Here is a 17526-nt window from a genome sequence, read left to right as displayed (position 1 = left end):
CTTATGGTGGAGCGGTGGCCACCGAGACACCCGCCTCCGAGGCGCCCGTGAGGGTCCTGCTGCCCCAGATCCTGCCCGCGCTCGTGGTGGGCGTGGGATCGGGGCTGCTGTTCCTGGGGATCAGCGCCGTCGCGGACCGGCTCAAGGACGTCCTGTGGGACACCCTTCCGGACGCGCTCGGCATCGGGCACTACTCCTCGCTGTGGATGATCGTGATGCTGACGGCGAGCGGCATCGCCGTCGGCCTGGTCGTCTGGAAGGTCCCCGGGCACGCCGGCCCGGACCCGGCCTCGGTGGGGCTCGGCGGACCGCCGATCGCACCCGTGGTGGTGCCCGGTCTGCTGCTGGCCAGCATCCTCACGCTCGCCGGCGGCGTCAGCCTCGGCCCGGAGAGCCCGACGATCGAGGCCGCCATCGCCCTGACCTACTGGGCGGGGCGCAAACTGCTGCCGGCCGTGCCGGGCCTGTTCTGGGTCCAGCTGGCCGCCGCCGCCACCCTGGGCGCCCTGTTCGGTACGCCGGTGGCGGCCGCCCTCGTCATCTCCGAGGCCCTGGTCGGCAAGCCCGGGCCCGGCTCGCTGTGGGACCGGCTGTTCGCCCCGCTGCTGGCCGCCGGGGCGGGCGCCCTCACCACCCAGCTGATCGCCCGCCCCACCTTCGCCATGGGACTGCCGGGGCTGGACGACACCGGATACGAGGACCTGCTCGCCGCGCTCGTCGTCGCGCCGCTCGCCGCCGCCTTCGGGCTCCTCGCCTGCTACGCCTTCCCGCTCGTCCACCGCGCCTTCGGGCGGCTGAGGCACCCGATGCTGGCACTGCCGCTCGGCGGTCTGGTCCTGGGGCTGCTCGGCGCGCTCGGCGGGTCCCTGACCCTGTTCAAGGGGCTGGACGAGACGAAGGAACTGGTCGCGTCGATCGGCACCCTCGGCTCGGGCGAGCTCGCCAGGCTCGCCGTGGTGAAGCTGGTGGCCCTGGTGGTCGCCGCCTCCTGCGGCTTCCGCGGCGGCCGGGTCTTCCCCGCCGTCTTCGTCGGCACCGCGTTCGGTCTGACGGCCCAGGCGCTCGTCCCCGAGATGAACCCCACGGTCGCCGTCTCCTGCGCCGTCCTCGGCATCGTGCTCGCCACCACCCGGCAGGGCTGGATCAGCCTGTTCATCGCCGCCGTGATCGCCTCCTCACCCTCGATGCTCGTCCTGCTGTGTCTCGCCTCCCTGCCCGCCTGGCTGGTCGTCACCGGCCGCCCCCAGCTCGAACTCGACGAACACGGCCACGCCCTGCGCTGAGCCGCATCCACCGTCCCGCACCGAAGGAGCCCACCGTGGCGCTGCACCAGGGTCCCGACCGGCCGAAGGCCGAACCCTCCCGCCGCCTCGCCCTCAACCCGTTCTACGGCGAGGCCAACCCGGTCGGCGGCATGACCGAGGCCCCGCCGCACCACCGGCTGCCGGACCGGCCGCTGCCGCCGATGAGCGCCTATCAGCTCGTGCACGACGAGCTGATGCTCGACGGAAACTCCCGCCTCAACCTGGCGACCTTCGTCACCACCTGGATGGAGCCGCAGGCCGGAGTCCTGATGGCCGAGTGCCGCGACAAGAACATGATCGACAAGGACGAGTACCCGCGCACCGCCGAGCTGGAGCGCCGCTGCGTCGCCATGCTCGCCGACCTGTGGAACGCGCCCGACCCCGCCGCCGTCGTCGGCTGCTCCACCACCGGTTCGAGCGAGGCCTGCATGCTCGCCGGCATGGCCCTCAAGCGCCGCTGGGCCGCGCGCAACGCCGACCGCTACCCGGGCGCCCGCCCCAACCTGGTGATGGGCGTCAACGTCCAGGTCTGCTGGGAGAAGTTCTGCAACTTCTGGGAGGTCGAGCCGCGGCTCGTGCCCATGGACGGCGACCGCTTCCACCTCGACGCGGCCTCCGCCGCGGCGCTGTGCGACGAGAACACCATCGGTGTCGTCGCCGTGCTCGGCTCGACCTTCGACGGCTCCTACGAGCCGGTCGCCGACATCTGCGCCGCCCTCGACGACCTGCAGGCCCGCACCGGTCTCGACATCCCCGTCCACGTCGACGGCGCCTCCGGCGCCATGATCGCCCCCTTCCTCGACGAGGACCTCGTCTGGGACTTCCGGCTCCCCCGCGTCTCCTCCATCAACACCTCCGGCCACAAGTACGGACTGGTCTATCCGGGCGTCGGCTGGGCGCTGTGGCGCTCGCCCGCCGAACTCCCCGAGGAACTCGTCTTCCGGGTCAACTACCTGGGCGGCGACATGCCGACCTTCGCCCTCAACTTCTCCCGGCCCGGCGCCCAGGTCGTCGCGCAGTACTACACGTTCCTCCGGCTGGGCCGGGAGGGCTACCGGGCCGTCCAGCAGGCCACCCGGGACGTGGCCCGGGGCCTCGCCGAACGCATCGACGCCATGGGCGACTTCCAGCTCCTCACCCGCGGCTCCCAGCTGCCCGTGTTCGCCTTCACCACCGCTCCCGACGTCACCTCCTTCGACGTCTTCGACGTCTCACGGCGGCTTCGCGAACAGGGCTGGCTCGTCCCCGCCTACACCTTCCCCGCGAACCGGGAGGACCTGTCGGTGCTGCGGGTCGTCTGCCGCAACGGCTTCTCCGCCGACCTGGCGGACCTCTTCGTCGAGGACCTGAGCCGCCTCCTTCCCGAACTGCGGCGCCAGTCACGCCCCTTCACCCACGACAAGGACGCCGCGACCGCCTTTCACCACTGACCGCCCGGCCGCGGCTACCCGCCGGCGCCGCCGTCCTCGCAGGCCAGCGAGAACTCCGACCAGCGCAGCCCGTCCCGGCTCGTCGCGTACCGGCAGCGGTCGCTCTCGCGCAGCAGCCCGACGCCGGTGCGCCGTATCCAGGACGTGCCCTCGCCGGCGGGCCGGAAGGTGCGGCCGCCGTCCGTGCTCACGTACGCCGACAGCTCGCCGTGCACCGTCACCCGGCCGCCCGGCCCCGGCACCGGCAGGCCCAGGAGCGTGCGCGGCTCCCCGGCCCGGCCCGTGGTCCGCATCCGGGTCCAGGTCCGGCCGCCGTCGAGCGAACGGTGCAGCGCCCGCACCGGGTTCTTCACCGGCTCGCCCGGCAGCTCGCCCAGCTCCGCCGCGTACACCGCGTCCGGCCCGACCGCCACCGACACACCCCGCCCCGGAGCGCCCCGGCCGGGCGCGCCGGCACCGTCGCCCGGCAGCCGGCTCACCGTCCAACTGCGGCCCGCGTCACGGGAGAAGGCGACCGCGACCCGGCCCGACGGGTCGGTGCCCGACACCCACCAGGAGCCGTCGGGCTCCGCCCCGGCCGCCGGCAGCGGCCGGTCCCCGAGCGCCGGCACCCGGGCCAGGGCCCGGCGCCGCCCGTCCTGCGGCGAGATCACCACCAGCCGCGCGCGGACGCACTCGTCCGGCGTGCCTCCGGCCGGCGCCACGCACTCCGTGGCGAGGGCCGCGCCCTCGGGTATCAGCGGGGCCGTGCCGACCGAGCGCCGCTCGACCGCGCGCCAGCTCCGGCCGCCGTCGCCGGTGAACCAGGTCCGCTCCGGCTCCTCCCCGCCGCCGTCCTCGATCACTGCGCGCCCCGGCCCCAGCACCGTGAGCCCCGCGGTGACACCTCGCGACGGCGGTATCTCGGGCAGCGGCGTGGCGCGCAGCGCCCATGCCCGCGCGCCCGGGTCCAGGGCGGCGACCTGCTGCCGGCAGAAGCCGTCCGCCGGCCGGGCCTCGTCCGTCACGCACCCGACGAGCAGCGCGAACCCGCTGCCGTCGGCGGCGAAGCCCACGCTGTGCGCCCAGCCGGGAAGCCCCGGCGCGGACGCTATCCGCGCCGGAGCGCCGAAGGCGCCGCCGGGCGACGGAGCCGCCGGCCGCGCGGGCGAGGACGCCCCCGGCCTCGACTCCGCCCCCGGCCCCGGCCCCGGGCGCTCGGACGGCGCCGTGCACGCCGCCGTCGCCGACATCACCATCAGAAGCAGAGCGGCCCAGGCCGCCGTGAAGGAACCGCGCATCGAACTCCCCCTGCTCTCCTCCGCGTTCTTCGTCTGCCTCTGTTACACCGCTCACCGCCTCCGGGTTCCCACCCGCGCCGCACCGATTTCCGCGATCACCTCCCGAGCCGCCCGAACCTCCGCACCGCCAGCGGGAAGAACACCGCGAACAGCGCCACCGGCCACAGGACCGCCGCGCCCACCCAGCCCGGCTCGCCGCCGGGCGAGCCGAACAGATCGCGCACCGCCGTCGCCGTCGCCGACATCGGGTTCCACTCCACGACCGCGCCCAGCCAGCCCGGCATGGCCTCGGGCGTGGCGAAGGCGTTGGAGAGGAAACCGGCCGGCCAGACCAGGATCTGCACCGCCTGCACCAGCTCCGGCCGCCCCGCGACCAGCGCCAGGAAGATCCCGATCCACAGCATCGCGAAGCGCAGCAGGAGCAGCAGCCCCAGCGCGCCCACGAACGCGCCGGCGCCGCCGTGCGCCCGCCACCCGATCGCGTATCCGACGCCGACCATCACCAGCAGCCCGACCGTCGACTGGAGCATGTCCGCCGCCGCCCGCCCGACCAGCACCGCGCCGTCGGTCATCGGCATGGCGCGGAAGCGGTCGATCACGCCCTTGTTCAGGTCCTGCGTGACCGCCGTCATCGTGCCCTCGAGCCCGAAGACCATGGTCAGCGTGAGCATCCCGGGCACGAGGAAGTCGACGTAGTCGCCCTCGATGCCGCGCCCTCCGCCGACCAGGTAGCCGAACATCAGCAGCATCATGACCGGGAAGACGAGCCCGACGACGACCTGCCCGGGCCGCCGCCCCCAGTGCGCCAGCTCCCGCCGGGTCATGGTCCAGCAGTCGCTCACCGCGTACGCCGCGCTCATGCGGCCACCTTCCCGACCCGCGTACGCCGCGCTCATGCGGCCACCTCCTCCTCGGCCCGTGTGCCGTTCGTCAGTCGCAGGAACACCTCGTCGAGCGTGGGCCGGCGCAGGGCCACGTCCTCCGCCTCGATGCCGGCCGCCTCCAGGGCCCGTACGGTCTGCGCCAGCGACGCCATCCGGTCCCGTACGGGCACGCTGATCCGCCGCCGGTCCCGGTCGACGTCCATCTCGGCGCCGTCCTGCGGCTCGCACGGCAGCAGCCGCACCGCCTCGTCGAGCCGGGCCCCGTCCCGTACGACGACGTCGATACGGTCCCGGCCGGCCAGGGCCTTCAGTTCGTCCGGCGTGCCGTCGGCGACCACCCGGCCGCGGTCGACGACCGAGATCCGGTCGGCCAGCTGGTCGGCCTCCTCCAGGTACTGGGTGGTCAGGAGCACGGTCGTGCCGCCGCCGACCAGGGACCGCACGGACTCCCACACCTCGCCGCGCCCGCGCGGGTCGAGCCCGGTGGTCGGCTCGTCGAGGAACAGCACCTCCGGGTCGGTGATCAGCGAGGCGGCCAAGTCGAGCCGCCGCCGCATGCCGCCGCTGTAGTGCCGTACGGACGTGCGGCCGGTGCCCGCGAGCCCGAACCGCTCCAGGAGCTCGTCCGCGCGCCGCCCCGCGCCCCGCGCGCCCAGGTGGTGGAGGCGCCCGAACATCTCCAGGTTCTGCCGCCCGGACAGCTCCTCGTCGAGCGCCGCGTGCTGGCCGAGCAGTCCGATCCGGCGCCGCACCTCGGCGGCCTGGCGCCGTACGTCGTGACCGGCCACCCGCACCACGCCCTCGTCGTGCCGGAGCAGCGTGGCCAGGACCCGGACGCTCGTGGTCTTGCCGGCGCCGTTGGGGCCGAGCAGGCCGTGCACCGTGCCGCGGCGGACGGCCAGGTCGAGGCCGTCGAGCGCGGGCTTGTCGCCGTAGCGCTTGCGCGCGCCTTCCATGAGGATCGCTTCGTCCCTTGACATTCGTTTCCTCCCGTAAACCACTTAGTCAAATTTGACCAGTCGCTCGGCGGAGAGGCTATGCCCACCACGACAGCTAGTCAAACTTGATTACGAGACGAGGACAGCGGGCGCCGACGGCCTGGGAGTCGGCCCAGGAGTCGGCCCAGGAGTCGGCCCAGGAGTCGGTCCAGGAGTCGGTCTAGGAGTCGAAGGAGTCGTCCTCGCGCCCCGTCGCGTACGGATTCTCCTGGCCCTCCGCCAGCACTCCCACGAAGGGCTCGCCCTCGCCCGCGAACACGTACGCCCCGCCCTCGATCCGCTCGATCAGGCCCAGCGTCCACTCCCGGCCCGCGTCCGCCGTGGACACCCAGAAGTGCATGATCTCGCCGATGTGGCCGAGCGGCTCCGGACCGCCCTCGGGCGTGTAGTACCCGGTCACCGCGGCCCGCCACTCGTCCAGGCCCCGCACCCGGGCCCGCAGCAGCTCCACCGCCTCCGCGCGCGGCAGGTCCACCACGAAGCCGAGCGCCGCCGACAGGACGTCCGTCGCCTGGTCGTACGTGGACAGGGCCTCGCGCAGCAGCCGGAGGTACTCCTCCCGCCCGGCGTCCGTGATCTCGTACTCGACCCGCGGCGGGCCGCCCGCCGTGCTCGGCGCGCTCTCGTCGGCGGTGAGCAGTCCCTGCTTCGCCATCTGCTTGAGCGCGTGGTAGATCGAGCCCGGCTTGGCGTTGGACCACTCGTGCGCGCCCCAGTACTCCAGGTCGTTGCGCACCTGGTAGCCATGGGCGCGGCCGTGCATCTTGACCGCGCCCAGGACGAGAAGGCGGATCGCCGACATCCCACGGACCTCCCTAGTCAATTTTGACAAGGGTAGATGCGCTATGCCCTGCTCTCCAGCTCGATCAGCTCGAAGGAGCCCTTGCCGTCCAGGGACTCCCGGACGATGTCCGCGTGCCCGGCGTGCCGGCCCATCTCCTGGACCAGGTGCAGCAGCATCCAGCGCACCGAGACCCGCCCGTCCTTGGGGAACCAGGGCGCCGGCGGCAGCGGGAAGGTGTCGTCCAGGCTGGGCACGCTCCGGACGAAGTCCTCCGTCTCCTTGGCCACGCCCCGCCAGAAGGCCACGGTCTCCTCGACCGTCTCGCCTTCGAGGAGCCGGAAGGCGTCGCCCCAGGTCTCCTGGCTGCGCTGCCGCTCGTTCGGCCGCTGCTGCGCGAGCCGCAGCCAGTTGAGCTCGACCTCGGCGACGTGCTTGATCAGGCCGGAGAGGCTCAGCTCGCTGGCGCTGGGGCGGCTCGCCGCCTGCTCCTCGGTGAGCCCGAAGGCCGCCCGGACGATCGCGGCGCGCTGCGCCTCGATGAAGTTGAGGAACGCGCCGCGCTCGTCGCCGGGGTTCTCCGGGGGAACAAGAGCAACCATGACTGCCGCCTTCCGTCGTACGTGGGTGTTCTCTTTCCGACACCGACCACGCTACGGACCCTTGCGGACAACTACGGTCCTCAACGCAGAAAAGGCGGTGAGGAAAGGCGGTGGCCTAGAAGGGGAACCTGCTGCGGCCGTGCTGGATGGAGATCCACTTGCGGGTGGTGAAGACCTCGATCATGGCGTCGCCGTTCAGCCGGCCGACGCCCGAGTGCTTCTCGCCGCCGAACGGCACGATCGGCTCGTCGTGCACGGTGCCGTCGTTGATGTGGATCATGCCGGTGTGGATGCGCTTGGCGATCCGTACGCCCCGCTCGACGTCGCCCGTGTGCACGGCGCCGCTCAGCCCGTACGGGGTGTCGTTGGCAATCCGTACGGCCTCGTCCTCGCCGTCGAAGGGCACGATCAGGGCCACCGGGCCGAAGATCTCCTGGCCGAGGACGGGCGCGTCGGCGGTGATGCCGGTGAGGACGGACGGCGACACCAGGCTGCCGTCGACCGAGCCGTGCAGGAGGGCGGTCGCGCCGTCCGCGACCGTCTGGTCGACGAGCGCCGAGACGGCCTCGGCCTGCTGGGAGTTGATCAGCGGACCGATGTGGGTCGCCGGGTCGGCCGGGTCGCCGACCCGCAGGCCCTTCACCTTCGCGACGAACTTCTCGGTGAACTCCGCCTCCAGGGTGCGGTCCACCAGGATCCGGTTGGCGGCCATGCAGACCTGCCCCTGGTGCACGAACCGGCTGAAGACGGCCGCGTCGACCGCGTAGTCGACGTCGGCGTCGTCGAGGACGATCAGGGCGCTGTTGCCGCCGAGTTCGAGCACGGCGTGCTTGAAGTGCTGGGCGCAGACGGTGGCGACGTGACGGCCGGTGCGGTCGGAGCCGGTGAAGGAGATGACCTTCGGGACCGGGTGGGTGAGCAGGGCGTCGCCGATCTCGGCGATGTCCGTGACGACGACGTTGAGCAGGCCGGCCGGGAGGCCGGCGTCCTCCAGCACCTTGGCGACGAGGGTGCCGCCGCAGATCGGCGTGTTCTGGTGGGGCTTGAGCACGACGGCGTTGCCGAGGGCGAGGGCCGGGGCCACCGACTTGAGGGAGAGGAGGAAGGGGAAGTTGAAGGGCGAGATGACGCCGACGACGCCGACCGGGAGGCGATAGACGCGGTTCTCCTTGCCGTCCACCGGCGAGGGCAGGATGCTGCCCTCGGGGCGCAGCGCCAGATGGACCGCCTCGCGCAGGAACTCCTTCGCCAGGTGCAGCTCGAAGGCGGCCTTCAGGCGGGTACCGCCGAGCTCGGCGACGATCGCCTCCGCGATCTCCTCCTCGCGCTCCTCGATGATCCGCAGCGCCCGCTCGAAGACGAGCCGGCGGGCGTACGGGTTGGTCTCGGCCCAGGCCGCCTGGGCGCGCTCGGCGGCCCGGTAGGCGCGGTCGACCTCGGCGACGGTGGCGATCGTGATGGCCGCCAGCTTCTCCCCGGTGTACGGGTTGAAGTCGATGATGTCCCAGGAGCCGCTGCCGGGCTTCCACTCGCCGTCGATGTACTGGTGGGCCAGTTCGGTGAAGTAGGACGAGGCAGCCATGGAACGAGACCCCTTACCCGCGGTGGCGGACGTCGGCACGGGACAGCTGACGCGTCCCAGCTGCCTCACTGATGTCCCGTCATCGTACTTATGTCTTACGAGAGTTGCAGGAGTCCTCGAAGGAGATCCCGGCTTTCCGCCGGGTCCGGGCTGTCCGCCTGCAGACGCTCCATCACGCGCCCGTACTGGCCGACCTCCTCGCGCTTGTCGAGGTACAGCGCGCTGGTCAGCTGCTCCAGGTAGACGACGTCGGACAGGTCGGACTCGGGGAAGCTCAGCATGGTGAAGGCGCCGCTCTCGCCCGCGTGCCCGCCGAAGCTGAAGGGCATGACCTGGAGCGTCACGTTGGGGTGCTCCGAGATCTCGATGAGGTGCCGCAACTGACCCCGCATGACGGCGCGGTCACCGTACGGGCGGCGCAGCGCCGCCTCGTCGAGGACGGCGTGGACGTGCGGGGCGTTCTCCGAGACGAGGACCTTCTGCCGCTCCAGACGCAGCGCGACCCGGCGCTCGATCTCGGCGCGCGGGGCGCCGGGCATGCCCCGGGTCACGACGGCCTGGGCGTAGGCCTCGGTCTGCAACAGGCCGTGCACGAACTGCACTTCGTAGAAGCGGATGAGGGAGGCGGCACCCTCGAGGCCGATGTACGTCTGGAACCAGCCCGGGAGCACGTCGCCGAAGCTGTGCCACCAGCCGGCCACGTTGGCCTCGCGGACGAGGCTGAGGAGCGCGCCGCGCTCGTTCTCCTCGCTGACTCCGTAGAGCGTGAGCAGATCCTCGACGTCCCTGGCCTTGAAGCTCACCCGTCCCAACTCCATACGGCTGATCTTGGATTCGGACGCCCGGATCGAGTAACCGGCGGCTTCCCGGGTGATGCCACGCGATTCGCGCAGTCGCCTCAACTGGGAGCCCAGCAGGATGCGGCGCACCACGCTCCCGCTTGCCCCGCTCGATTCGCCTGCCGTCACGGCTCCAGCCTCCCCTTCACGGTGCTGCTCCCACTCCCGAGCCCCCGTCGAGCCCCGGATTCTGCCACTAAACGCTTCAGCGCGTACACATTCGATTACGGATAGAGGGCGGGTTCCGGGCAGCTTCGGCAAGACGTGTGAACGACTTATCCACCGAATCGGCACGTGGCAGGACAGGTCCGGCGCGTGCACGTGCATCTGCCCTTGCATCCCTTCGGCGCATTCGGAACCATGGTGCTCGCGCCGCCCGCGTACTCGCGTGCTGCCGCACCGTTGTCGCACCGCCTTTGTCGCACCACCGCCGCGATTCCCGGGAGTGCCTCGCATGGGACCGAATGGATCGACCATGCTCGAGCCGTTACGGCAGGGGCTTCCGCCGATCGACCCGGCGACCGTCTCCAACTCGGCCTCCTGCGCACTGCCGCCCCGCTACGAAGCGGTGCGCGGCGCCCGGAAGTTCACGAGCCAGACGCTCGACAACTGGAATTTGGCCGACCGTTTCGACGACGTCGCCCTCGTCGTGTCCGAGCTCGTCACCAACGCGTTGCGGCACGCGCTGCCGAAGGAGTCGGCCGGAACGGACGCGGGCTTCGAGGAAGGCCTGAACCCGCCCGTCCGGCTGCACCTGATGCGCTGGGCCTCACGCCTGGTGTGCGCCGTGCGCGACCCCAGCAAGGAGAGCCCGGAGGCCCGCGAGGGCGCCGAGGACTTCGCCGCCGAGTCGGGCCGGGGCCTGTTCCTGGTGGAGTCGTTCAGCGACAGCTGGGGCTGGCACCCGCTCGCGGGGACGCTGCAGGGCAAGGTGGTGTGGGCGCTGTTCCGGCTGGGACCGGAGTAGGAGTGATGACGGGAAGGGGCCCCGGTGCGGTCGTCACCGGGGCCCCTTCGCGTACCGCCACGCCGCCACGGGCGTCACACCAGGTGGTCGAACTCGCCGGCCTTGGCGCCCGCGATCATGGCCTCGATCTCGGCGGGCGTGTAGACGAGCGCGGGGCCCTCGGGATGGCGCGAGTTGCGCACGGCGACGTTCCCGCCGGGCAGCTTCGCGAACTCCACGCACGCGCCCTGGGAGTTGCTGAGCCTGCTCTTCTGCCACACGACACCACGAAGCTCCGTGGCCGCCATGCCGTTGTACGCGTGGTCCGCGTGATGCACTGGTAGCTCCCCGAGATCTTGGTGCACGTGTCAACTTCCTCGGATCATAGCTGTGTTCATATGCCGATGCATGAGCAGATGCACGTGCACGAGGGGTGGCGTAGCGACTACACGACTCAGCGTGCTACCGGTCGGTAAGCCCGTGTCGGCCCGGGAGCTGAGACGCGCCGCGGGCCGATCCGGTTCACCTTCCGGCGAGTTGGGAGAGACGCGTGCCCGAGCGGTCGTAGAGGGCCACGCTCGGCGTCGGGTCCGGGCCTTCGACCCGGTCGCCCGGCGACGCCGGCGTGTAGACGTACCAGACGCCCCAGCCCGGCCGCCCCGGCAGCTCCAGGAGCGCGGCGGGGACGGTCCGGCCGTCCGCGTACCTCAGCTCGACCCGGCCCGCGGCGCGCGTGCCGTAGTAGAGGCCGGAATGGAAGGTGCCCTTCTGGTCGCCCTCCGACTGGTACGTGACGCCCGGCTCGGACGTCTCCACGTTGCCGTCCGTGACGCTGCGGGAGTTCTCGTAGCCGTCCGGCCCCGCCCAGTGCTTGCCCTCGCCCGTCAGCCACACCTTCCAGCCCCGGCCCACGTCCAGCCGCTGCCCCGGCTGCACCACGCGCACGGCCGTCACCGGAGGCGCGACGGGCGGTGCGGGCCGGCTCGGTGCGGCCACGGCGGTACGGGACAGGGCCGGCGGCGCCGCCGGCCCGGCCGCACCTCGCGAGCCGGGCAGCGACAGGGCCACGACCGTGGCCGCGCCCGAGACCGAGAGCACCGCGAGGGTCGCGAACGTGACGGCCCGGCGGCGCCGGTGGGCCCGGCCCCGACGGCGGACGGCCGCGAGCGGCACCGGCCCCGGCGTGACGTCGTGTGCGGCGCGCGCGAGCGCGGCGCGGAGCCGGCGCTCCACATCGGGATCGTGGTCGGACTCGGGGGCGGGGCCGTGCTCGGAGGCAGGGCCGTGCTCGCGGGCGCGGGCGGGATCGTCGTTTGGGCCGTGCTCGGAGGCGGGGGCGGGGCCGCGGTCGGGACCGCGGGCGGAGTCGTACGCGGGACCGCGGTCGGAGTCGTACGCGGGAGTCATCGGCGGGCTCCGGTGGGGATGTGGGGGCCGCTGGGGGCTGCGGATGCGCTGGAGGCGGGAAGGTCCGCGAGGGCGAGACCGGGATGGCCGCGCAGGGCCGCGAGGCCGCGCCGGGCATGCGTCTTCACCGTGCCGATCGAGCAGTTGAGCACCGTCGCGATCTCCTGCTCGCTCAGGTCCTCCCAGTACCGCAGCACCATCACCGCCCGCTGCCGCGCCGGCAGGTCTCCGAGCGCCGCCACGAGCGCGGTGCGCCGTTCGACCGCCTCGGCGTGACCGGCGTACGCGTGCCGCACCGACTCCGGAAGCACCGGCGTCAGCAGGTGGACCACGCGCTTGCGGCGCAGCCGGCTGAGGTTGTTGTTGACCAGGGCGCGCCGCACGTACAAGTCGATCTCGCCGCGCGGGACGCGGCGCCAGCGGCCGTACACCTTGGCGAGGGTCGTCTGCACCAGGTCCTCGGCCTCGTGGAAGTCGCCGGTCAGAAGTTGCGCCGTGCGGACGAGGCGCGGCCAGGCGGCGACCGCGAAGGCGGCGAAGCCGTCGTCCTCGTCGGCGGGCGCGAGGACGGGCGCCTGGGCGGGCGGCTGGACCGGTGGGAGGGCGGGTGCCGGTGTGGCGGGCTCGGCGGGCTTGGCGGGCTTGGCGGGCTCGTACGACTCGTACGACACGGTGACGGTCCTCGTACTCGCTGAGGGAAGGGGGCAGGGCCCGCCCCGTGCCGGGCCCTGCCAGGAGACACGCACGCTCGGGATCAGCCGTTCCGGCCGTCCCGGCCGTCCCAGCCCGGGAGTTCGGCGAGCAGCCGGCCCTGCCGGTCGTAGAGCGCGACGGCGGCTCCGCCCTTGCCCTCCGCTGCGGCGTGCGCGTACCAGACGCCCCAGCCGGGACGGCCGGGGAGTTCGAGCAGAACGGCCGTGGTCGTCGTGCCGTCCTGACCGGTCAGGACGACCTTCCCGGCCTTCCGGGTGCCGTAGTAGAGGCCGGAGTGGAAGACGCCGTTCTGGTCACCCTCCGACTGGTGGCTGACGCCGGGCTCGGAGGGGTCGATGTTGCCGTCGACGACGCTGCGGAAGTTCTCGAAGCCGTCGGGCCCGGCCCAGTGCTTGCCCTCGCGCGTCAGCCACACCGTCCAGCCGCGGCCTGCGTCGACGCGCTCGCCGGACCGGACGACGCGGACAGGCGACTTGGTGACGGCGGTGGTGGAGGTGGAGGCGGTGGGGGTGGAGGCGGTGGTGGCCGCCGGTTTCCCGGGCGCGGGCGCGAACGCGGGGGTGGCCATGGCCGTGGGCGCGGCGGTCGCGGCCACGGCCGCGAAAGCCACGGCGGCGGCCACGGCGACGGCCGGCAGGTATCTCTTCATTCGTCGGCTCCTGACGATGACGGACGGTCGAGCGGTGAGCGGTCCTCATCTCTTCCAACTCCCGCCGGCCCGCCGACGGATGACACGGCCGGCCGGGATTCTCAGCGCTCCAGCGCCGCCGACAGCTCGTCGAGCGCCTCCAGGAGCAGCACCGCTCCCTTGTGGAGCAGGAAGTGGTCCGGCGCGCCCTCGCCGCGGTCCCAGGCCTCGACCGTCTCCCGCAGCTCGCCCCAGCCCGGCACCTGGCGTTCCCGCAGCGCCTTCGCGCCCCGCTCCGTCGCCCGCCGCAGGGCCTCCGCGAGGGCCGCGGCGGCCGGTACGGGCGGGGCGCCGCGCTCCGGAAGATGGGCCTCCAGGAGCATCGCGACCCGCCCGAACTGGGCCATCGCGTGCTCCGCGTCGCCCGCCGCCGTGTGCGAGAGGCCGCGGTGCCGCACCGGTTCGTGGGTCGCCCGGGCCACGCCCTCCTGCCAGGCGATCCGGGCCGTACGGGTGTCCAGCAGGGCCTCGCGGACGTCGGGGCTGGCGGGGCCGCCGGCCGGTTCGGCGTAGTGGGCGACGACGCGGGCCGCGTACCGCCCGTTCGCCGTCAGCCAGTCCGCCAGGCGGCCTCGCAGCCGAGGTGTCTCCCAGGCCGGATAGACGGCGTACGACGCCATCGCGAGCACTCCGCCGAGCAGGGTGAGGAGCACCCGCTCGCGGACCGTCTGGGTGAGGCCCTCGCCGACCATGCCCAGGAGGAAGACGACGTACGCGGCGACGAAGGCCTGGCTCACCGCGTAACCCGTCCGCATGAACAGGTACATGCCGAAGGCGCACACCACCGCGAGCGTCGCCGACAGATACGTGCCCGGGTGGGCGGCCTGCACGATCCCGGTCGCCAGGGCCACCCCGACGAGCGTGCCGCCGAACCGGGCCACGGACCGCGCGTACGTCTGCGTGAAGTCCGGGCGCATCACCATGACGGAGGCCATGGGCGCCCAGTAGCCGTGGCCGAGCGGCAGGGCGGTGCCGAGGAGATAGCCGGAGGTGGCCACCGCCGTGACCCGCACCGCGTGCCGCAGGACCGGCGAGTCGTGCCGCAGCTCCGCCCGCATGCGGCCGAGCGCGACCGGGACGAGCCGGAGCAGGGTCGGGCGGGCGCGGGCCTCGGCCGCCGTCTCCGTACGCGGCTCCGCCGTCTCGACGACGTCGCCGAGCAGCGCGGCGAGCCGGGCGGCGGCACGGCGGGGCGCGCCGGCCAGGACGGCGCCGGTGTCGGGCGTACGGAGCGCGGCCACGGCCGGCGGCGGGAGGTCCACCGGTTCGCCGTGCCGGATGGCGTGCGCGCAGGCGTCCAGGACCTGGCCCGCCGCACCGAGCAGCTCCCGCACCCGGGCCCGCTGCGGACCCTCGGCCGGCGCCCCGACCGCCGGGTCCGCGAGCGAGGCGAGCACCGGCCTGATCCGCTCGGCCAGACCGCGCGCGCCGTGCAGTTCGCCGGGGCGGCGGCGGGCCTGGCGCGGGGTGACGGCGGCGGCGCTGCGGGCCGTCATCAGCGGGACGGGATCGAAGGGCGCGGTCGGGTCGTGGCGCAGCCGGCGGGCGTAGTCCGCCTCCGCGGCGAGCGCGTCGGCGAGCGCGTCGCGCTGGGCGCCCCAGCGGCGCACGGGCAGCAGCACGATCAGCACGGCCTGCACCAGGCCGCCGACCGCGATCATCGCGGCGTGGCCGGCGGCGGTGGCGACGGAGGTGGGCAGGGTGACCGTGACCAGCATGATCGCCACGTTGGACGAGGCGATGATGCCGACGGTCGGGCCCACGGCCCAGGCGAGCCCGGCGAGGAACGTCCACAGCGCGAGGAGCAGGAGGAACAGCACGAGGTGCGCGCCGGTCAGATAGCCGAGGAACGTCGACAGGGCGAGACTCGCGCCGGAGGCGAGGGCGAGGGTGGGGCGGGGGCGGTAGGAGCGCTGGAAGGTCGCGATGGCCGCCTGGAAGGCGCCGAACGCGGAGGAGGCCGCGACCGACGGGCCGAACAGGGCGAGCGTCGCTCCGACGACGAGCGCGAGGCCGAGGGCGCCGCGGGCGGCGACGAGCGGCTCGAGCCGGCGCCGCTCGAGGGCGAGCCCGGAACGGGCGGTCTCCTTCAACGCCCTGAGCCAACTCATGCGCCCGACCTTATCGAGGACCTGCACAAACCATCCGCTTCCACCACATCTGCGGTGCGGGCGCCGCCTGGGCGGCGCCCACCGTGTTGTGGGCATTCGTTCCGCTGGGGCGGAACGGGTGGGCACAACGGACGGCGCCCCTTGCCGGGCCTAGGCTCCCGCGCCTGGGCCCGCACCACGAGGGCGCCGCGCTCCGGGTGCGGGTTCAGGCGCAGGTGCGGAACGCGCCCGCAAGGGCGCCGTCCCGTGTGCCCACCCGTCCCGCCCCAGCGGGACGAATGCCCACACGGCGGGTGGGCAAGGCGCGCCGCGAGGGCAGGCGACGGGCCGCGCGGGCGCGGCGGGGCTACGGGTGGAGTTTGCGGCGGGCGGGTGGGGTCGAGAGGCCCGCGCGGTCGGCGGCCGACGTCCCGTGCGTCCACCCCGCCTCGTCCCACGCCCCCCGCACCCTCGTCGCCCGCGTCTCCGGAAAGAGCTCGTCCGTGCGCGCCGCGACCGCCACCTCGCGGGAGGCGAGCGCCGGCAGCAGCGTCGGTACCTCCGCGGCCACCCGCCGGCTCGTCGCGGCGAGCCGCGCGCCGAGCCGGTTCGCGTACGCGAGGAGGAAGGACTGCCGGAAGGACTTGGTCCGTTTGCGCCCGCCCGCCCGCTGTTCCGCCTCGGCCCGCGTCATCGCCGCCGTGCCCTGCACGAGCAGCGAGGTGTAGAGCAGCTCGACCGCTTCGAGGTCGGCCTCGAAGCCGACGACCGTCGAGAAACCGAAGGCCTCGTTCCACACCGCCCGGCAGTGGTTCGCGGTCGCGACCGCGTCGAGGAGGATCGCCTTGGCCTGCTCGTACGGCGGGTCCACGCCGATCCGCACCGCGCCCGGCGTCTCCGGCGACGGCGCGCCCGCGGCGAGCGTGGCCTCGTCGAGGCTGTGCCGGGCCATCAGCTCCTGGGCCTTGGCGGTCAGGGCCTCGGCCTCCTCCGCGTACGTCGTCGCCTCGGCCTTCGCCAGCAGCGCCCTGATCCTGGTCAGCGTCTTCGGCTCGCCCACGGCGGCGGGCGGCAGGGCCTCGCCGGGCACGGGTCCGACGGCGTCGAGGCGAGGCAGCCGGACCAGGAGCCGGTAGAGCTCCAGGACGGCCGTCGCGTACGAGAAGCGGTCGGGCGCCTTCCAGGCGGTGAGGTCGTCGAGCGCGTCGATCTGGGCCTGCCAGCGGTGCGGGAGGCGTTCGTAGCCGGCGGTCTGCGAGCGGACGAGGCCGGCCAGCAACCGCACGTGCTCGTCGGACAGTTCGCGGCGGGCCGTACGGACGAGGTCGGCCGGCTGCCAGCCGCGCGTCCACAGGGTGCGAACGAACTCCTCTCCTCTCCGCGCCAGTTCGGCGTCGACCGCGCCGGTGCGGTCCGCGGCGAGCAGGGAGGCGGCGGTGTCGAGGGCGTGGGCGTCGCCCTCGTCCGCGTACAGCGCCTTCAGAGCGTCGGTGACCGTGCTCATGCCGGGTGCCTCGCGTCCCACTCCTCGCGGGCGCGGCTGATGGTGGCGCGATGGTCGAGCGACCAGTCGATCAGCTGCTTGATCAGGTGGGTCATGCTGTGTCCGGTCTCGGTGAGGGCGTACTCGACCTGCGGCGGAATGGTGGGAAAGACCTCCCGGGAGACGAGTCCGTCCCGTTCGAGGCGGCGCAGGGTGAAGGTCAGCATGCGCTGCGAGACGCCGTCGACCAGCCGCTGGAGCTCCTTGAACCGCCGTGGCCCGGCGGCGAGTTCGACGACGACGTGGACCGTCCACTTGTCGCCGAGCCGGTCCTGGACGTCCCGTACGCCGCACTCCTCGGCGCAGCTGACCACCGGGGTGGTGGTTACGTCCGTGTGCCTCTCCGACATCAATGTGCCTCCTTCCGTGGTCGCGCCCGCCTCGTCACGATGGTCACCGGCACCTCGCCGTCACCACCGTCACCACTCTCACCACTGT

17 protein-coding genes are annotated in these 17526 nt (G+C 73.3%); 3 read left to right on the top strand and 14 right to left on the bottom strand.

The genetic code is table 11. The features are described from left to right. Window positions 1-14 precede the first annotated feature (14 nt). Both ACIGO8_RS15875 and ACIGO8_RS15870 read left to right on the top strand, forming a co-directional pair. Window positions 15-1283 (top strand): ion channel protein, encoded by a 1269-nt coding sequence (locus ACIGO8_RS15875; protein ID WP_399729843.1) that lies wholly within the window; start codon window positions 15-17, stop codon window positions 1281-1283. Window positions 1284-1318: 35 nt separating this feature from the next. Then, window positions 1319-2734 (top strand): glutamate decarboxylase, encoded by a 1416-nt coding sequence (locus ACIGO8_RS15870; RefSeq protein ID WP_399729840.1) that lies wholly within the window; start codon window positions 1319-1321, stop codon window positions 2732-2734. A gap of 14 nt (window positions 2735-2748) precedes the next feature. Here the strand turns inward: ACIGO8_RS15870 and ACIGO8_RS15865 are convergent, their stop codons facing one another. The 7 genes from ACIGO8_RS15865 to ACIGO8_RS15835 form a co-directional block, all read right to left on the bottom strand. Then, entirely contained in the window at window positions 2749-4014 is a 1266-nt protein-coding gene (locus ACIGO8_RS15865) for a WD40/YVTN/BNR-like repeat-containing protein (protein WP_399729838.1), read from the bottom strand. Window positions 4015-4109: 95 nt separating this feature from the next. Then, window positions 4110-4874 (bottom strand): ABC transporter permease, encoded by a 765-nt coding sequence (locus tag ACIGO8_RS15860; protein WP_399729835.1) that lies wholly within the window; start codon window positions 4872-4874, stop codon window positions 4110-4112. A 32-nt stretch (window positions 4875-4906) separates the two neighbouring features. Next, the gene (locus tag ACIGO8_RS15855) at window positions 4907-5878 is read right to left on the bottom strand and encodes an ATP-binding cassette domain-containing protein (RefSeq protein WP_399729832.1); all 972 of its coding nucleotides are present in this window, start codon (window positions 5876-5878) and stop codon (window positions 4907-4909) included. A 178-nt stretch (window positions 5879-6056) separates the two neighbouring features. After that, a complete protein-coding gene (locus ACIGO8_RS15850; RefSeq protein ID WP_399729829.1) occupies window positions 6057-6698 on the bottom strand; it encodes a PadR family transcriptional regulator in 642 nt (213 codons plus the stop codon). Window positions 6699-6739: 41 nt separating this feature from the next. Continuing rightward, on the bottom strand, window positions 6740-7279 hold the full coding sequence (locus tag ACIGO8_RS15845; protein ID WP_399729826.1) for a DinB family protein: 540 nt from the start codon (window positions 7277-7279) through the stop codon (window positions 6740-6742). Between the two features lie 115 nt (window positions 7280-7394). Further along, window positions 7395-8861: an aldehyde dehydrogenase family protein gene (locus tag ACIGO8_RS15840; RefSeq protein ID WP_399729823.1), complete on the bottom strand. Its 1467-nt coding sequence runs from the start codon at window positions 8859-8861 to the stop codon at window positions 7395-7397. Window positions 8862-8956: 95 nt separating this feature from the next. Further along, a complete protein-coding gene (locus tag ACIGO8_RS15835; protein WP_399729820.1) occupies window positions 8957-9829 on the bottom strand; it encodes a helix-turn-helix domain-containing protein in 873 nt (290 codons plus the stop codon). A gap of 325 nt (window positions 9830-10154) precedes the next feature. Here ACIGO8_RS15835 and ACIGO8_RS15830 point away from each other — a divergent pair, with 325 nt between their 5' ends. After that, window positions 10155-10667 (top strand): ATP-binding protein, encoded by a 513-nt coding sequence (locus tag ACIGO8_RS15830; protein ID WP_399729818.1) that lies wholly within the window; start codon window positions 10155-10157, stop codon window positions 10665-10667. Window positions 10668-10741: 74 nt separating this feature from the next. Here the strand turns inward: ACIGO8_RS15830 and ACIGO8_RS15825 are convergent, their stop codons facing one another. From ACIGO8_RS15825 to ACIGO8_RS15795, 7 genes are all read right to left on the bottom strand, one after another. Beyond that, window positions 10742-10954, bottom strand: coding sequence for a DUF397 domain-containing protein (locus ACIGO8_RS15825; RefSeq protein ID WP_399730104.1), 213 nt, complete (start codon window positions 10952-10954; stop codon window positions 10742-10744). 214 nt (window positions 10955-11168) lie between these two features. Beyond that, window positions 11169-12053, bottom strand: coding sequence for a hypothetical protein (locus tag ACIGO8_RS15820; RefSeq protein ID WP_399729815.1), 885 nt, complete (start codon window positions 12051-12053; stop codon window positions 11169-11171). Beyond that, a complete protein-coding gene (locus ACIGO8_RS15815; protein WP_399729812.1) occupies window positions 12050-12724 on the bottom strand; it encodes a SigE family RNA polymerase sigma factor in 675 nt (224 codons plus the stop codon). Before ACIGO8_RS15815 ends, ACIGO8_RS15820 begins: the two co-directional genes overlap by 4 nt. An 83-nt stretch (window positions 12725-12807) precedes the next feature. Beyond that, the gene (locus ACIGO8_RS15810) at window positions 12808-13416 is read right to left on the bottom strand and encodes a hypothetical protein (protein ID WP_399729809.1); all 609 of its coding nucleotides are present in this window, start codon (window positions 13414-13416) and stop codon (window positions 12808-12810) included. Between the two features lie 101 nt (window positions 13417-13517). Then, on the bottom strand, window positions 13518-15566 hold the full coding sequence (locus tag ACIGO8_RS15805) for an FUSC family protein (protein WP_399729806.1): 2049 nt from the start codon (window positions 15564-15566) through the stop codon (window positions 13518-13520). Between the two features lie 346 nt (window positions 15567-15912). After that, a complete protein-coding gene (locus tag ACIGO8_RS15800; protein WP_399729803.1) occupies window positions 15913-17049 on the bottom strand; it encodes a DUF2786 domain-containing protein in 1137 nt (378 codons plus the stop codon). Further along, window positions 17046-17438, bottom strand: coding sequence for a winged helix-turn-helix transcriptional regulator (locus ACIGO8_RS15795; protein WP_399729800.1), 393 nt, complete (start codon window positions 17436-17438; stop codon window positions 17046-17048). Before ACIGO8_RS15795 ends, ACIGO8_RS15800 begins: the two co-directional genes overlap by 4 nt. Window positions 17439-17526 lie beyond the last annotated feature (88 nt).

Source organism: Streptomyces sp. NPDC053493 (assembly GCF_044544825.1).
In the GTDB taxonomy this organism is placed as follows: domain Bacteria; phylum Actinomycetota; class Actinomycetes; order Streptomycetales; family Streptomycetaceae; genus Streptomyces.
The sequence above is the reverse complement of the archived record's forward strand: the minus strand, read 5'-3'. Positions and strand labels throughout refer to the sequence as shown.

Excerpts from the sequence above, each read along its gene's own strand:
- ACIGO8_RS15825 (WP_399730104.1), bottom strand. The coding sequence starts at position 10,954 with ATGGCGGCCACGGAGCTTCGTGGTGTCGTGTGGCAGAAGAGCAGGCTC.
- ACIGO8_RS15860 (WP_399729835.1), bottom strand. The coding sequence starts at position 4,874 with ATGAGCGCGGCGTACGCGGTGAGCGACTGCTGGACCATGACCCGGCGG.
- ACIGO8_RS15855 (WP_399729832.1), bottom strand. The coding sequence starts at position 5,878 with ATGTCAAGGGACGAAGCGATCCTCATGGAAGGCGCGCGCAAGCGCTAC.
- ACIGO8_RS15865 (WP_399729838.1), bottom strand. The coding sequence starts at position 4,014 with ATGCGCGGTTCCTTCACGGCGGCCTGGGCCGCTCTGCTTCTGATGGTG.
- ACIGO8_RS15840 (WP_399729823.1), bottom strand. The coding sequence starts at position 8,861 with ATGGCTGCCTCGTCCTACTTCACCGAACTGGCCCACCAGTACATCGAC.
- ACIGO8_RS15845 (WP_399729826.1), bottom strand. The coding sequence starts at position 7,279 with ATGGTTGCTCTTGTTCCCCCGGAGAACCCCGGCGACGAGCGCGGCGCG.
- ACIGO8_RS15795 (WP_399729800.1), bottom strand. The coding sequence starts at position 17,438 with ATGTCGGAGAGGCACACGGACGTAACCACCACCCCGGTGGTCAGCTGC.
- ACIGO8_RS15805 (WP_399729806.1), bottom strand. The coding sequence starts at position 15,566 with ATGAGTTGGCTCAGGGCGTTGAAGGAGACCGCCCGTTCCGGGCTCGCC.
- ACIGO8_RS15850 (WP_399729829.1), bottom strand. The coding sequence starts at position 6,698 with ATGTCGGCGATCCGCCTTCTCGTCCTGGGCGCGGTCAAGATGCACGGC.
- ACIGO8_RS15830 (WP_399729818.1), top strand. The coding sequence starts at position 10,155 with ATGGGACCGAATGGATCGACCATGCTCGAGCCGTTACGGCAGGGGCTT.
- ACIGO8_RS15810 (WP_399729809.1), bottom strand. The coding sequence starts at position 13,416 with ATGAAGAGATACCTGCCGGCCGTCGCCGTGGCCGCCGCCGTGGCTTTC.
- ACIGO8_RS15800 (WP_399729803.1), bottom strand. The coding sequence starts at position 17,049 with ATGAGCACGGTCACCGACGCTCTGAAGGCGCTGTACGCGGACGAGGGC.
- ACIGO8_RS15820 (WP_399729815.1), bottom strand. The coding sequence starts at position 12,053 with ATGACTCCCGCGTACGACTCCGACCGCGGTCCCGCGTACGACTCCGCC.